13 protein-coding genes are annotated in these 15,199 nt (G+C 62.5%); all 13 read left to right on the top strand.

The window, feature by feature from the left end; translation table 11 throughout:
• Nucleotides 1-92 precede the first annotated feature (92 nt).
• The 13 genes from ACP7DE_RS03270 (at nt 93) to rlmD (ending at nt 14,860) form a co-directional block, all read left to right on the top strand.
• Complete coding sequence (locus ACP7DE_RS03270; RefSeq protein ID WP_426070713.1) at nt 93-476, top strand: PspC domain-containing protein; 384 nt, start codon at nt 93-95, stop codon at nt 474-476.
• Nucleotides 466-1,896 carry a dihydrolipoyl dehydrogenase gene (gene lpdA, locus ACP7DE_RS03265; protein ID WP_426070712.1) on the top strand — a complete coding sequence of 477 codons (1,431 nt, stop codon included), beginning with the start codon at nt 466-468 and terminating at the stop codon, nt 1,894-1,896. Before ACP7DE_RS03270 ends, lpdA begins: the two co-directional genes overlap by 11 nt.
• Nucleotides 1,897-1,988: 92 nt before the next feature.
• A complete protein-coding gene (gene zapE, locus ACP7DE_RS03260) occupies nt 1,989-3,086 on the top strand; it encodes a cell division protein ZapE (protein ID WP_426070711.1) in 1,098 nt (365 codons plus the stop codon).
• A gap of 19 nt (nt 3,087-3,105) precedes the next feature.
• Nucleotides 3,106-3,816: a hypothetical protein gene (locus ACP7DE_RS03255; RefSeq protein ID WP_426070710.1), complete on the top strand. Its 711-nt coding sequence runs from the start codon at nt 3,106-3,108 to the stop codon at nt 3,814-3,816.
• Between the two features lie 159 nt (nt 3,817-3,975).
• On the top strand, nt 3,976-4,176 hold the full coding sequence (locus ACP7DE_RS03250; RefSeq protein ID WP_010399897.1) for a YdcH family protein: 201 nt from the start codon (nt 3,976-3,978) through the stop codon (nt 4,174-4,176).
• A 43-nt stretch (nt 4,177-4,219) separates the two neighbouring features.
• Nucleotides 4,220-6,274: an ATP-dependent DNA helicase gene (locus tag ACP7DE_RS03245; protein ID WP_426070709.1), complete on the top strand. Its 2,055-nt coding sequence runs from the start codon at nt 4,220-4,222 to the stop codon at nt 6,272-6,274.
• A gap of 274 nt (nt 6,275-6,548) precedes the next feature.
• Nucleotides 6,549-7,154, top strand: coding sequence for a toll/interleukin-1 receptor domain-containing protein (locus tag ACP7DE_RS03240; RefSeq protein WP_102121582.1), 606 nt, complete (start codon nt 6,549-6,551; stop codon nt 7,152-7,154).
• A 19-nt stretch (nt 7,155-7,173) separates the two neighbouring features.
• On the top strand, nt 7,174-9,654 hold the full coding sequence (locus ACP7DE_RS03235; protein WP_426070708.1) for a tetratricopeptide repeat protein: 2,481 nt from the start codon (nt 7,174-7,176) through the stop codon (nt 9,652-9,654).
• 94 nt (nt 9,655-9,748) lie between these two features.
• Nucleotides 9,749-10,486 carry a 5'/3'-nucleotidase SurE gene (surE, locus tag ACP7DE_RS03230; RefSeq protein WP_426070707.1) on the top strand — a complete coding sequence of 246 codons (738 nt, stop codon included), beginning with the start codon at nt 9,749-9,751 and terminating at the stop codon, nt 10,484-10,486.
• Nucleotides 10,487-10,495: 9 nt separating this feature from the next.
• On the top strand, nt 10,496-11,386 hold the full coding sequence (locus ACP7DE_RS03225; protein WP_426070706.1) for a protein-L-isoaspartate(D-aspartate) O-methyltransferase: 891 nt from the start codon (nt 10,496-10,498) through the stop codon (nt 11,384-11,386).
• Nucleotides 11,387-11,428: 42 nt separating this feature from the next.
• Entirely contained in the window at nt 11,429-12,346 is a 918-nt protein-coding gene (locus ACP7DE_RS03220; protein ID WP_426070873.1) for a peptidoglycan DD-metalloendopeptidase family protein, read from the top strand.
• Nucleotides 12,347-12,354: 8 nt separating this feature from the next.
• Nucleotides 12,355-13,386: an RNA polymerase sigma factor RpoS gene (gene rpoS, locus ACP7DE_RS03215; protein WP_426070705.1), complete on the top strand. Its 1,032-nt coding sequence runs from the start codon at nt 12,355-12,357 to the stop codon at nt 13,384-13,386.
• A gap of 130 nt (nt 13,387-13,516) precedes the next feature.
• On the top strand, nt 13,517-14,860 hold the full coding sequence (gene rlmD / locus ACP7DE_RS03210; protein ID WP_426070704.1) for a 23S rRNA (uracil(1939)-C(5))-methyltransferase RlmD: 1,344 nt from the start codon (nt 13,517-13,519) through the stop codon (nt 14,858-14,860).
• Nucleotides 14,861-15,199: the final 339 nt, after the last annotated feature.

Raw genomic sequence — 15,199 nt, 5'->3', positions numbered from 1 at the left:
ACTGTAGACCCCCGGCGTCGCCGCCGGGGCAATGTAGCTGATACCCCTTGCCAGAAGACGCAGCTGGCTGATCTCAATGAAAGAGGATTCCTATGAACGTCTCTGAAGAAATCAAGCGTCTGCACGAGTTGCACCTGGCGGGCGCCCTGAGCGACGCGGAATTCGCGCAAGCGAAAGCCAAGCTCCTGAGCAATATCAACCTGGACAAACCGGACAGCACGTCCGGCGCCGATGCCGCCTCCGGCCCGTCGAACGACCTGGTGCAGGAATTCAACCGCCTGCGCCGCTCGCGCAACGACCGCTGGCTCGGTGGCGTCTGCGGTGGCCTGGGCCGCGCTTCCGGCATGGAAGCGTGGATCTGGCGCCTCGTCTTCGTCCTATTTACATTGACCTTCGGCTTCGGCGTGGTGATTTACCTTTTATTGTGGATTTTCGTACCAGACGAAGAGATTGGAATAACAAAACATGAGTACTAAACAATTTGACGTAGTTGTCATCGGTGCGGGCCCTGGCGGCTACATCGCCGCCATCCGCGCAGCCCAGCTGGGCTTTTCCGTCGCCTGCGTCGACGAGTGGTCGAACGCCAAGGGCGGCGCCGCGCCTGGCGGTACCTGCACCAACGTCGGCTGCATCCCGTCGAAAGCGCTGCTGCAATCGTCCGAGCATTTTGAACACGCGGGCCACAGCTTCGCCGAGCACGGCATCGATGTCGCCGGCCTGAAACTGAACCTGGGCCAGATGCTCAAGCGCAAAGACACGGTCGTCAAGCAAAACAACGACGGCATCCTGTACCTGTTCAAGAAGAACAAGATCGCCTTCTTCCACGGCCGCGCCGCTTTCGCTGCCGCCGCCGCTGGCGCGTATGAGATCAGCGTGACGGGCGAAGCCAACGAAACATTGAGTGCCAAGCACGTGGTCATCGCCACGGGTTCGAACGCACGCGAACTGCCGGGCGCACCATTCGACGAGAAACTGATCTTGTCGAACACGGGCGCACTGGCCATCGACGCCGTTCCAGCCAAGCTGGGCGTCATCGGTGCCGGCGTGATCGGTCTGGAAATGGGCAGCGTCTGGCGCCGCCTGGGTTCCGACGTCACCGTGCTCGAAGGCCTGCCGGTCTTCCTGGGCGCCGTTGACGAGCAGATCGCCAAGGAAGCGTCGAAATTGTTCATCAAGCAAGGCTTAAAGATCAACCTCGGTTGCAAGATCGGCGCGATCACGCCAGGCAAGAAAGACGTCACCGTGGAATTCGTGGACGCCAAGGGCGAAGCGCAAAAAGCCGTGTTCGACAAACTGATCATTTCGATCGGCCGTACGCCGAACACGAATGGCCTGGGTTTTGACAAAGTCGGCCTGCAGCTCGACGAGCGCGGCTTCATCGCCGTCGACGGCGACTGCAAGACCAACCTGCCGAACGTATGGGCAGTGGGCGACGTCGTGCGCGGCCCGATGCTGGCGCACAAGGCGGAAGAAGAAGGCGTTGCCGTGGCCGAGCGTATCGCTGGCCAGCATGGCCACACCAACTTCAACACGATTCCGTGGGTGATCTACACCTCGCCGGAAATCGCGTGGGTCGGCAAGACCGAGCAAACCCTGAAGGCCGAAGGCATCGCCTACAAGGCTGGCACCTTCCCGTTCATGGCCAACGGCCGTGCGCGCGCGCTGGGCGACACCTCGGGCATGGTGAAATTCCTGGCCGATGCGACCACCGATGAAATCCTTGGCGTGCACATCGTCGGCCCGATGGCCTCCGAACTGATTTCCGAAGCCGTCGTGGCGATGGAATTCAAGGCCTCGGCCGAAGACATCGCGCGCATCTGCCACGCGCACCCATCCTTGTCGGAAGCGACCAAGGAAGCGGCACTGGCCGTCGATAAGCGTACGCTGAACTTCTAAGCGGTACGGTACTTCGCAGCGGGCCGGCAAAGCAGTTTCTGCCTTGCCGGCCCGTTTGCGCTATGTCAAGAATCCCTGTTGAATCGAATCCCATGAACGTTGAAGAGTTTTACCAGCACGCGTTGCAGAAGCGCGATTTCAAGGCCGATGCCGCCCAGCGGCGCGCGGTCGACCGCCTGCAGCTGTGCTATGACGAGTGGGTGGCTTACAAAGGCCAGCGCTCGAGTACCTTCAAGCGCCTGCTCAACCGTCCCGCCGTACCGAAAGGCGTGTACATGTGGGGTGGCGTGGGGCGCGGCAAATCGTTCCTGATGGACAGTTTTTATTCGGTCGTGCCCCTGGTGCGCAAGACGCGCCTGCACTTCCACGAATTCATGCGCGGCGTGCACCAGCAGCTCGATGAATTGAAAGGCGTGGCCGACCCGTTAGATGAGGTGGCCAAGCGCATCGCCAAGAAATACCGCTTGATCTGCTTCGATGAATTTCACGTCTCCGACATCGCCGACGCGATGATCCTGTATAACCTGCTGTCGGCCCTGTTCGCCAATGGCGTGTCCTTCATCATGACCTCGAATTACGATCCGGACCTGCTGTATCCGGACGGCCTGCACCGCGATCGCATGCTGCCGACCATCGCCCTGCTGAAGGACAAGCTCGACGTGATGAACGTCGATGCGGGCGTCGATTACCGCGGCCGCGCGCTGGAGCAGGTGGAAAGTTACTATACGCCACTGTGCGCAGCGACCGACAAGGCCCTGCGCGACGCCTACACGCGCATCGCCGAGACGGCCGACGAAGACGCGCGCATCCGCATCGAGAGCCGCGAAATCCATTGCCTGCGCCGCGCGGGCGGCATCATCTGGTTCGACTTCGCCACCCTGTGCGGCGGCCCCCGTTCGCAAAATGATTACCTGGAAATCGCCAGCCGCTTCCATACGGTGATATTGTCCGGCATACCGGCCATGTCGGCGGCGCAGTCGTCCGAAGCGCGCCGCTTTACCTGGCTGATCGACGTGTTTTATGATCAAAAGGTTAAGCTGATCATGTCGGCCGAAGTGGCGCCCGAGCAGCTGTACACGAACGGCATGCTGGCCAACGAGTTTCACCGTACCGTTTCGCGTATCATCGAGATGCAATCGCGCGAATACATGGAAAAAGAACAGCGCGGCGCGGCCGACGCGATCGTTTGAGGCAGGGATTATGAAGATAATGGCAAATACACTATACAAGCTGGGAGCGGCGCTGGGTCTGACCCTGGCATTGTCCGCCTGCGCGCACCAGGGTGGTGCGGCGTTGGATGAGGTCGGCGCCCCGCAGGTGTCCGCCACCTTGTCGGTGGAAGAGGCGGACGCCAAGTTGAAGCAGTCAGCCAGCGAGCGCGAGGCGGCGGAAAATGAGTTTGTGGCGCGCGAACTGGAGTGCTACGACAAATTTTTCGTGAATAACTGCCTGGACAAGGCCAAGGAAAAGCGCCGCCTGATCCTGCTGCGCCTGCGCGCCGTCGAAGCGGAAGCGAACTATTTCAAACGGGCCGAGTCCGTGCGCCTGCGCGATATGGACATGGCCAGGACGCAGGAAAGTGCGCGCCTCGATGCCGAGCAGCGGGCTGCGGCCATGCCCAAGCCCGTGAAGGTCGTCGCGCCCGAGCCGGCGCCGCCCAAGCCGGAAGGCAAGAGCGTTGCCGAGCGCGAGACTGAGCAAGCGGCGAAGGTGGCGAGACAGGCTGCCGCCGACGCTGCCGACGCGCCGCGCCGCGCGGCCCGCGAGGCAGACTATGCGCGCAAGCAGGCTGACGCCGTGGCGCGCCAGAAACGCGTGGCGCAACGCCTGGCCCAGCGCCAGGCCGAAGCGCAGGCCAAGGCGGCAGCCGCCGCTGCCAGCACGCCGGCCGTTGCTATACCCGTGCCGCCTGCCAAGTAAAACCGCCGTGTAAGGGGCCATGCCGGAAATGGCGTGCCCTAACGCGCGCGGCAGGTTAAACTACGCACTCGCCGGTGATGCTGGCGCCGATGGCTGCCTGCGTACGCTGCGCGCACCGGTTTAACAACACTGTTACCAACACTGCCTGGAACGCAACACATGAGCGATGCACAGCATATAGAGCGGCGCCTGATTGAACTCAACGTGGAACACCGTGACCTCGATGCCGTCATCGAGTTGCTGATACTCGATGGTCACCATGACGAGCTGCAACTGCGCCGCCTGAAAAAGCGCAAATTGCAATTGAAGGATCACATCACCTTGCTGAAAATGCAGTTGGTGCCCGATGTTCCCGCCTGAGGGGCGCCAGTAGCGTCCAGTCCAGCCTTCACCTAAGTATATTTTGACCGATCACAATTTATTGCCCGCAAGCCCAGATGGCCAGCCTGCCGTTCTGCCAGCCAGTCTGCCAGCCGAACCGCAGGCCCCACCTGGCAAGCACGATGCCGACATCGAGCGCCTGTTTGGCGCCGGCGGCCCGCTCGGTCCCGCCGTGGGCAGCTACAAGCCGCGCCGTTCGCAAACGGAAATGGCCAAGGCCATCGCCCATGCCATCGACAGCCAGACAACCCTGATCGCCGAGGCGGGCACGGGCACGGGTAAAACCTTCGCCTATCTGGTGCCGGCCTTGATGTGGGGTGGCAAGACTATTGTTTCCACCGGCACGAAGAACTTGCAGGACCAGCTATTCCTGCGCGATATCCCTACCGTGCGCGCCGCGTTGCAGGCGCCCGTCTCCGTGGCCTTGCTGAAGGGCCGCTCAAACTACGTTTGTCACTATCACCTGGAACGCACCCTGCAGAACGGGCGCATGACCTCGCGCGACGACGTGGGGCATTTGCGCGAAATTTCGCGCTTCATCAAGATGACCAGTTCCGGCGACAAGGCGGAGCTGGCCAAGGTGCCGGAAAACGCCATGATCTGGAACCTGGTGACGTCCACGCGCGACACCTGCATGGGCGCCGAGTGCCAGTATTACCAGGATTGTTTCGTCATGAAGGCCCGCAAGGAAGCGCAGCAGGCCGACGTGGTGGTGGTCAACCACCATTTGTTCTTTGCCGACGTGGCCCTGAAGGACACGGGCGTGGCGGAATTGCTGCCATCGGCTAACACCATCATCTTCGATGAGGCGCACCAGTTGCCCGACACGGCCACTTTATTCTTTGGCAATACGGTGTCCACCTCGCAAATCCTGGAGCTGTGCCGCGACGTGCTGGCCGAAGGGCTGGCGCATGCGCGCGGCATCGACTGGGCAAAAACCGTCACGGTGGTGGAAAAGGCGGCGCGCGACCTGCGCCTGACGTTCCCGCAGGATATCGTGCGTCTGTCCCTGCCCCAAATCGCCCCGTCGAGCGACTTCTTTCCCGCGCTGGACACCCTCAAAGATGAGCTTGACGGTATGGTGGCGGTGCTGGAAACCCAGGCGGAACGGGCGGAAACCTTGGAGCAGTGCCGCGTGCGCGGCGTCGAGCTGGCGCAGCAGCTGAGCGGCTGGAAGTTCGATCCGAAGGCCAAGGTGGCGGCCGGCGAAGAAGCCGTGTTCTGGGTGGAAGCGTTTTCCAGCTCCTTGCAGTTGCATAAAACGCCATTGTCGATCGCGCCGATTTTTAATAACCAGCGCGAAGGCACGCCGCGCAGCTGGATTTTTACTTCCGCCACTCTGGCCGTGAAGAACGATTTCAAGCATTTTTCCGAACAGATGGGCTTGACGGGCGAACCGTCGCACACCTGGCCGAGTCCCTTCGACTATGTCCAGCAGGGCTTGCTGTTCGTGCCGCAAAACCTGCCGCAGCCGAATTCGCTGGGCTACACGGATGCCGTCATCGACTGCGCCTTGCCCATCATCGAGGCGGCGGGCGGGCGCACCTTCTTCCTGTGCACCACCTTGCGCGCCGTGAAGCGCGCGGCCGAGCGCCTGGCCGATGAATTCAAGCAGCGGGGCCTGAACTTTCCGCTGTTCGTGCAGGGCGACAAGGGCCGCACGGAATTGCTCGATCAGTTCCGCGCCGCCGGGAACGGCGTGCTGATCGGCAGCCAGAGCTTCTGGGAAGGCGTCGACGTGCGCGGCGATGCGCTCTCTCTGGTGATCATCGACAAGCTGCCGTTCGCGCCGCCTGACGATCCCGTGCTGGCCGCGCGCATCGAAGTGATGGAAAAGCAGGGCAAGAATGGTTTCATGCACCATTCCCTGCCGGAAGCCATTATCAACCTGAAGCAGGGCGCGGGCCGGCTGATTCGTGACGAGGGTGACCGCGGCGTGCTGATGATCTGCGATCCGCGCCTCATTTCCAAGCCGTACGGCAAGCGCATCTGGCAAAGCCTGCCACCCTTCAAGCGCACGCGCGATACCGCCGAAGTGGTGGAGTTCTTCCGCAACCTGCCTGCCAAGGGCGCCTAGTCGTCTTGCCGGCGCCATCAGCGCGCCGGCTTATTTCCCTTTGTTATCAAGCCACTAGCGCTTTCTGTGCGGCGCCTGCCTGCGTGCCTGGCATGCTAAAAATGGGCGTGATCGCGCCAGTTTCTGGCTTCTTTCCGCATGTCCAGGACGCCAGACACATCTTTGCGCCAGCGCAAACAGGGCCGTTGCCGGGCGGTCTACAGTGAACTCATGCCTTGCAGGATCAAGGCGCGGCGATGGCAGGGCCGCACGGGGAACAGGGGGGGGGGATGCCATGGAGATCCGCTACGGCTGTTTCTTGAGCTATGCACACGGCCAATATGCGTTCATGAACAAGTTCAAGAATGATCTCATCGAGGCGCTGGCTTGCTATCTGGAGCCGCACCTCGACCGCGAGGAAGTGCTGTTCATCGACAGCGAGCAACTGGGTGGCGGCGACGATATCGACCTGCGCGTGGCGCGCGCCATGTGCCAGAGCGTCTGCATGATCGTGCTGTACACGCCCAAATATGAGGCGCACGGCTATACGCGGCGTGAATTTGCTGCCATGCAACTAATCGAACAGGAGCGGCGCGCCTGGTATGAACTGCCCAGCCACCTGATCATCCCCATCATCATGACGCGCCATCCGGACGGCTTGCCGCCGCAAATCACGGAGTCGGGCCTGTACGTCGATTTCTCCGGCTATACGCTGGCCAGCGGCGACCTGAAGTCGAATCCGCAATACCTGCCCGATATCGAACGCATCGTGCAGCGCATTGCCACGCATTACCACTTGCTCAAACGGTCGACACCGCCCGGCCACGATTGCAGCCGTTTCGTGTTGCCCGCTATCCCGCCGGAATGGCGCGCCATTCCGCCTCCCCACTTTCCACGTTAATCACGTAAAAGGTCCCGTCATGGAATGCCAACGCCTCTCCCTGCCACCTTTGAGCGCCCCTGGCGAAGTCGTCACCTTCTATTCCTACAAGGGCGGTACCGGCCGCACCATGGCCCTGTCGAACATTGCCGTCCTGCTGGCGCGGCGCGAAAACGCCAGCGTGCCCGTGCTGATGCTGGACTGGGACATGGAAGCGCCGGGCCTGCACCATTATTTCGAGCAGCACGAAGAGCGACCTGGCGTGCTCGAGTTCTTCGAGGCGTGCCGCCAGCAGCTCGAGCGCATCAGCTTGCAAAAGGCGGGCGCGCGCGCCGGCGGGCAGGCTAGGGGGCGCGAAGGTGGGGGACGCGAGGATGCGGCGCTGGCGCAGCGCGTGCTCGACGCCATCGACTGGCAGCAATATGTGGTGCGCGTCGACCAGGGCAGCCCGCTGTACCTGATGCGCGCGGGGCGTTTCGATGCCAGCTATAGCGAGCGCCTGGCGCAGATGCGCTGGGACCAGCTGTTCGACACCTGCCCGGCCCTGTTTCGCTGCTTCGCCGATACCCTGGCCCAGCATTTCCGCTATGTCCTGGTCGATTCCCGCACGGGCCGCACGGACAGTGCCGGCATCTGCACTACCTTGCTGCCGAAAAAGCTGGTGGTGGTCTTCACGCCGAACCGGCAAAGCCTGGAAGGCGTCGATGCGCTCGTCACGCGGGCCATCGAGTACCGCCGCAGCCATGAAGACGAACAGCGTCCGCTGCTCGTGTATCCCTTGCCCTCGCGTATAGAAATGGGCGATGGCGCGCAGCGCGCCGAGTGGCGCCGCGGCGACGCGCACAAGGGTATCGCCGGCTTCCAGCCCCTGTTCGAGCGCTTGCTGCGTACCTCCTACGGTTTGCCGCAGATTTCCCTCGACAGCTATTTCGACGAAGTCCAGTTGCAGCAGACGAAAACCTTTGCCTATGGCGAGCAGCTGGCCGTGCGCATCGATCAGGGCGGCGACCGCTTTTCCCTCACGCGTACCTTCGAAGCGTTTCTGCACTGGCTGACGGGCGGCTACTTTGCATGGCAATCGAGCCGTGAAATCGCCTTGCTGGGCGCCATCAGCGAAGCGCGCCAGGCCTTGCTGCTCGAACCGGGCCGCGCCGTGGCGCTGCCGCTGGCGCGCGACTTGGCCCGCCTGGGCGAGCTATACCGCAAGGACGGGCGCAGCGCGCAGGCGCTCGATGCCTTCCGCCAGAGCGTTGAAATCCGCGTGCGCCTGCTGGGCGAGGAACATCCCGACAGCCTGGCGTGCAAGAGCGGCATGGCGCGCCTGCTGCGCCAGCTGGGCAAGCTCGATGAAGCCCGCTTCCTGGAAGAGGACGTGCTCGACGTGCGCGAGCGCGTGCTGGGCAGCGAACATCCCGATACCCTGGTCGCCCGGGCCTGCCTGGCGCAAACCCTCTTGCTGCAAGGAGAGCTGGCGGCGGCGCTGCTGCTGCAAGATACCGTGCTGGCCATTTACGCGCGCCAGCTCGGTGGCGAGCATCCGCTGACTCTGGAGGCGATGGATGGCCGCGCCGCCACCTTGCTGCGCATGGGCCGGCTGGCGCAGGCGCAGCAAGTGCTGGGCACGGTGGTAGCGGCGCGCGAGCGCCTGTTTGGCGCCGAGCATGGCGACACCTTGCGCAGCAAGCTGGCTCTGGCGCAGGCGCTGGGACACGAAGGCGACCTGAAAGGCGCGCGGCGCATGTTTGTTGCCGTGCTGCAGGCGCAGGAGCGGCGCCTGGGCAGCGACCATGCGGCCACCCTGGCCACGCGCGACTTGCTGGCCGATATCGTGGCCGGGCAGGGCGACTGGGCCGGCGCGCGCCAGTTGCACGAAGACCAGGTGGCGGCGCGCGAGCGCATGCACGGGCTCGACCATCCTGAAACCCTGATGAGCCAGCGCAAACTGGCCGAAGCGCTGCTGCGGCGTGGCGAGCTTGATGCGGCGCGCAGCGTGCAGGAGCAGGTGCTGGAAGTGCATGCGCGCCTGCTGGGCGAAGATCACCTCGATACCTTGCACAGCAAGAAGCAATTGGCTGGCACCCTGCAGCAGCAGGGCGAGAGCGAGGCGGCGCGCCTGCTGGAAGACGCTGTGCTCAGCGGCAGTGACCGGCTGTTGAATGCGCCCGTCACGGGGCATGCGGACAGCGTGCTGGACGGCGCCCGGCATTTGCAGCAAACCATCCTGGCTGGCCGCGCCAACGGGTACGAAGGGGCCGAACCGGACACCCTAGCCAGCATGGTCTTGATGTTGCAAGGCATGATAGAGCGCGAGCAGTATCCGCAGGCGGGCGAACTGGCCGAACATTTGAAGTCTTGCCTGCTGCGCCCGGGGGTGCCAGGCAAGCTGCGCAGGCGCGGCATGGCGCAGCTGAAAAGAATGTATAAATTGCAAGGTGATCTGAATGCTTTGCTGGCCTTGCAGGAAGATGAAGTGCAGGCGCTGGAAGGGGCGTTGTCGGAGGCGCGCATCGAGCAGCGCTGACGCTGCGCGCCATGTCCGCGCGGCGGCATAAATAATGCAATCTATCGGTGCGTGGCACGCGCAGTGTTGGCATTGCTTCAGGTAAAATCTCGTTATGAGAATTCTTATCAGTAACGACGACGGTTACCTGGCGCCAGGCTTGGCAGCCTTGGCCGACGCGCTCGCGCCCATTGCGGACATCGTCGTGGTGGCGCCCGACAGCAACCGCTCGGGCGCATCCAATTCGCTGTCCCTGGACCGGCCCTTGTCCGTGCACAAGGCTGCCAACGGCTTCTATTTTGTCAACGGCACGCCCACCGACTGCGTGCACGTGGCGCTGACGGGTATGCTCATCGAACGCCCCGACCTGGTGGTCTCGGGCATTAACAATGGCCCCAACATGGGCGATGACACTTTGTATTCGGGCACCGTGGCCGCCGCCACGGAAGGCTATCTGTTCGGCATTCCCGCCATTGCCTTTTCCCAGTCGCAGTTTGGCTGGGCCAACCTGGATGCGGCCGCCCGCGTGGCGAGAGAAATCGTCGAGCGCCAGTTTGACGCCCTGCAGAAACCGTATTTATTGAATGTGAATATACCCGCCATTCCTTACGCGCAAATGCAAGGCGTGGTAGCCACGCGCCTGGGCAAGCGCCATTCGGCCGAGCCTGTGATCCGCGCTCTCGATCCCCGTGGCCGTGAAATCTTCTGGATCGGCCCGGCCGGTGCCGCCAAGGAAGGCGGTCCGGGCACGGACTTCCATGCCGTTGAACATGGACAAGTATCGATCACGCCGCTGCAGATCGACCTGACGCATACCACCCAACTCGACGCACTGGCAAAAGGCCTGGCATGAACGCTCACTATGACTGACAAGCCGCGTACCTTCCCCCTTTCCCTCGATTCGCTGGCCGGCAAGCCTGCCAGGCAGGGCGGGGGGCAGTCGCTGGCGCAGTCGCGCATCGCCACGCCGCAGACGGCGATGCAAAATGCGGCGCAAACTGCAGCCAGGGGAGGCGCGCCGTACCACGTTGCCACGCTGCCCATCGCGCTGTCGCGCGCGCAGGCCATTGCCAACGAGCGGGCGCAGCCGGCCGTGGTGTCGCCGCCACGGCAAAACCCGCTTGTCTCGGACGCCGTGCGCCGGGCCATGGTGGCGCGCATCTCGAAACAGGGCGTCAAGGACCAGGTGGTGCTCGACGCCATGCAAGCCGTGCCGCGCCACCTGTTCATGGACGAGGCGCTGGCATCGCAGGCGTATATCGATGCCTCCTTGCCCATCGGCCACCATCAGACCATTTCGCAGCCGTATATCGTGGCGCGCATGATCGAAGTGATGCGCCAGGGCGGCAGTTTGCAGCGCGTGCTGGAAATCGGCACCGGCTGCGGCTACCAGGCGGCAGTGCTGTCGCTGGTGGCAAAAGAGGTGTTTTCGATCGAGCGCATCCGACCTTTACACGAGCTGGCGAAGGTCAATCTGCGCCCGCTGCGCGTGTCAAATCTGCGCTTGCAGTACGGAGATGGTATGCTTGGCCTGCCGCAGGCGGCGCCCTTCGACGGCATCATCCTTGCCGCTGCCGGCCTGGAAGTCCCGCAAGCCTTGCTGGAACAGCTGGCGCCCGGCGGGCGTCTGGTTGCGCCGGTGGGCGCTAAATTGCAACACTTACAACTCATTACCCGGGTGGGGAAAATGGAATGGACTAGCCAAACCCTGGAAGATTGCCATTTCGTGCCTTTGCGCCCGGGCACCATATGATCCCCGGATCAGCTAGCAAGCAGGACATACAATTACATGCGAATGATTAAGAAAAGTAACATACTTCTATGTAGCATCACCTTGGCCGCGCTGTTGAGCGGTTGCGGCACCACGGGCGTCCAGGCACCTGTCGTGGAGCGCCATCCATCGAGCAGCAGCGCCGCAGCCAGCGATCCGCGCGACCGCGACCCGGCTTTTTACACGGTCAAGCGCGGCGACACCCTGCTGCGCATCGCCCTGGAACACGGCCAGAATTACCGCGACCTGGTGGCCTGGAATGATTTGAGCAACCCGAACGACATCAAGGTCGACCAAGTGCTGCGCGTGCTGCCACCAAATGGCGACACGGGCGGCGCGCAGACGTCGGCCGTCGTCATGCCGCCCGTCACGGAAATCAAACCGGCCGCGCCTGTCGTGCCAAAGAAAACGGGCCCGCGCGGCGAGAAGCGCGCGTATTCCGACGCCACCCTGGCCGAATTGCGCGCCGATGGCGGCAGCAGCGACGTCAAGCCTGCACCTGCGCCAGCAGCAGCTGTCGCCGCCGCACCGGCAGCCGCTGCGGCCGCGCCTGCCGCACAAGCGGCTGGCGATGACAAGATCAGCTGGATGTGGCCTTCCGAAGGCAAGGTCATCGGCACTTTTGATGAAGGCAAGAACAAGGGTGTCGATATCGCCGGCAAGGCGGGCCAGCAAGTGGTGGCGGCCGGCGCGGGAAAAGTCATGTATGCCGGGAGCGGAATCCGTGGTTATGGTAATCTTGTCATCGTGAAGCACAGTAATAGCTTGTTGTCGGCGTATGCGCATAATCGCAGCATCCTGGTGAAGGAAGGGCAGAACGTCAACAAAGGCCAGGCCATCGCCGAAATGGGCGATTCCGATGCCGACCGCGTGAAGCTGCACTTTGAAATCCGCCAGCAGGGCAAGCCTGTCGACCCTTCGAAATTCCTGCCTAACCGTTAGGTAAAGCAATGACACACGCGCCGCACGATCAGCTGGACGATGAGCCGGAACTGCCGGAAGACGGGGCAGACGAAGTCGTGACGGACGAGGCCGGCGAGCTCGACGGTATTGATGCCGTCGACGCGGGCGAGGGCCGCGAAGTGGCCAGCGTCAGCGTGCTGGTCGAAAGTGTCGATGAGCTGAAAAAAGTGCTGGCGGCCGAACTGTCGACCGATACCACGCAGCACTATCTGAACCAGATCGGCACACGGCCCCTGCTGACGGCGGCGCAAGAGGTGCATTACGCCACCCTGGCCAAACAGGGCAATTTCGCAGCCCGGCAAACCATGATCGAGCACAACCTGCGCCTGGTCGTGTCGATCGCCAAGCATTACATCAACCGCGGCGTGGTCTTGCTCGACATGATCGAGGAGGGCAACATCGGCCTGATGCGGGCCATCGACAAGTTCGAGCCCGAGCGCGGTTTCCGTTTTTCCACGTACGCCACCTGGTGGATACGCCAGAGCATCGAGCGCGCCATCATGAACCAGGCGCGCACGGTGCGCCTGCCCGTGCACATGGTGCGCGAACTGAACCAGATCCTGCGCGGCAAATACCACCTGGAAGCCCAGCATCACGATGGCAAGGATGCCACTGCGGAAGACATCGCCCACCTGGTGGGCCGTCCCGTGGAAGAGGTGCAGGATATCCTGGCCCTGTCCGAGCACGCCACCTCGCTCGACGCGCCGCTCGACAACGATCCGCAGTCGTCGCTGATGGACATGCTGCCCGGCGCCAGCGAAGACAGCCCCGACGCGCGCGCCGAGCACCATGAAATGACGGTGCTGGTGCGCGACTGGCTGACCAAGCTGCCCGACAAGCAGCGCGTGGTCATCATGCGCCGTTTCGGCCTCGACAACGACGATCCGGCCACGCTGGAAACCCTGGCCGAAGAAATGGGCGTGACGCGCGAGCGCGTGCGCCAGATCCAGCAAGAAGCCTTGATCAAGCTCAAACGGGCCATGGCGGCGCGCGGCGTCGTGAGAGATTCCCTTTTGTAAGCCTCCCGGTCCGGCTGTTGCGGGCCTGCATCTGCTATCATACGCCCCGCTCGCGGCGCCTGACCTTTCCCCATTCTTTCAAGTTCCAGCGCGGCCCTGCGTCCTGGCCCACTCTTACCTATTGATCGCTATGCAAGAAAATATCATCGAAATCAAATCGCTCGACATGGACGCCCGTGGCGTTGGCCATATTGAGAACGAAGACGGCTCGCCGGGCAAGGTCGTGTTTGTCGAAGGCGCGTTGCCGGGCGAGCGCGTCAGCTTTGTGACGTTCAAGAAAAAGAAGAACTGGGAAATGGCCCGCATGACGGTGCTGCACCGCGAATCGTCCATGCGCGTGACACCCAAGTGCAAGCATTTCGATAACTGCGGCGGCTGCTCGATGCAGCATCTGGAGCCGTCGGCGCAAGTGGCGATCAAGCAGCGCGTGTTGGAAGATAACTTGTGGCATATCGGCAAGGTGCGTCCGCAAAGCATCATGCGCCCCATGTATGGCCCGACCTGGGGCTACCGCTACCGCGCGCGCCTGTCGGTGCGCCACGTCAAGAAGAAAGACGCCGTGCTGGTGGGTTTCCACGAAAAGAAATCGGCTTTCGTTGCCGACATGGATAGCTGCGAAATCTTGCCGCCGCACATCTCGGCCATGCTGTTGCCCCTGCGTGCACTGATCGGTTCGCTGTCCATTTTCGACCAGATGCCACAGATCGAGCTGGCCGTGGGTGAAGACGTCACCGCCATGGTCTTGCGCATCATGGCGCCGTTGACGGCGGACGACGAAACGATATTGAAGGCGTTTGCCGACGAGTACGGCGTGCAATGGTGGTTGCAGGTGAAAGGCCCGGAAACGGCCGTGCCGTTCTATCCGCTCGACAAGCAACTGCACTATCTGCTACCGGAATTCGGCGTCAAGATGCCGTTCAAGCCTGTCGATTTTACGCAAGTGAACCACCACATCAACCGCGTGCTGGTGTCGAAAGCCCTGCGTTTGCTGGAAGTGCAGCCGACCGACCGCGTGGCCGACCTGTTCTGCGGCCTGGGCAATTTCACCCTGCCGCTGGCCACGCAAGGCAGCGCCGTGGTGGGCATCGAAGGCAGCACCACCCTGACGGAGCGGGCGCTGGAAAACGCCCTGGCCAACGGCCTGGCGGAAAAAACCTCGTTCTCGACGCGCAACCTGTTCGAAGTGACGACGGACGACCTGATCGCGCTGGGCAAGTTCGACCGCATTCTGGTCGACCCGCCCCGCGATGGTGCCATGGCCCTGTGCCAGGCGCTGGTCGGCTTGTCGCAAGTGCGTCCGGACCTGCTGCCGAAACGCATCGTGTACGTTTCGTGCAGCCCGTCAACCCTGGCGCGCGACGCCGGCATCCTGGCGCTGGAAGCGGGTTATGTGCTGAGCAAGGCGGGCGTGGTGAATATGTTCCCGCACACCTCGCACGTGGAGTCGATGGCGGTATTTGATTTGCCTCAATAAGTCTACCTGGCGCGGCGGGTGGCCAGGCAGGCACCCGCCGCTGCCGTATTCAACGGCACGGCACGCTACCCCAATACCACTTACAGCGTGTTATAAAACTGGTCTGTCTTTTCCCGATACAGCGTCTTGCTTCACCCTCCCTCTGCCGTTTTTTTGATTGTCCAGTAGGACAACACGCCATACGCCACTGTCGCTGCGGCTTTTGCGCGAAGTGGTATTGCCCACTTTGAGGCCACTTTAAAACCACTTGACCGCCTATTTTTTCAGCAGCATGCTGTTCTTGCAGCTGCAAAAAAACAAAATCACAGGGTAGCTTTTTATTGAAGCAGAGTGGTATTT

It is taken from the genome of Janthinobacterium sp. DSP2-3-3, from assembly GCF_049897325.1.
Lineage (GTDB): Bacteria > Pseudomonadota > Gammaproteobacteria > Burkholderiales > Burkholderiaceae_D > Janthinobacterium.
This window is presented reverse-complemented; position numbering and strand designations above follow the sequence as displayed.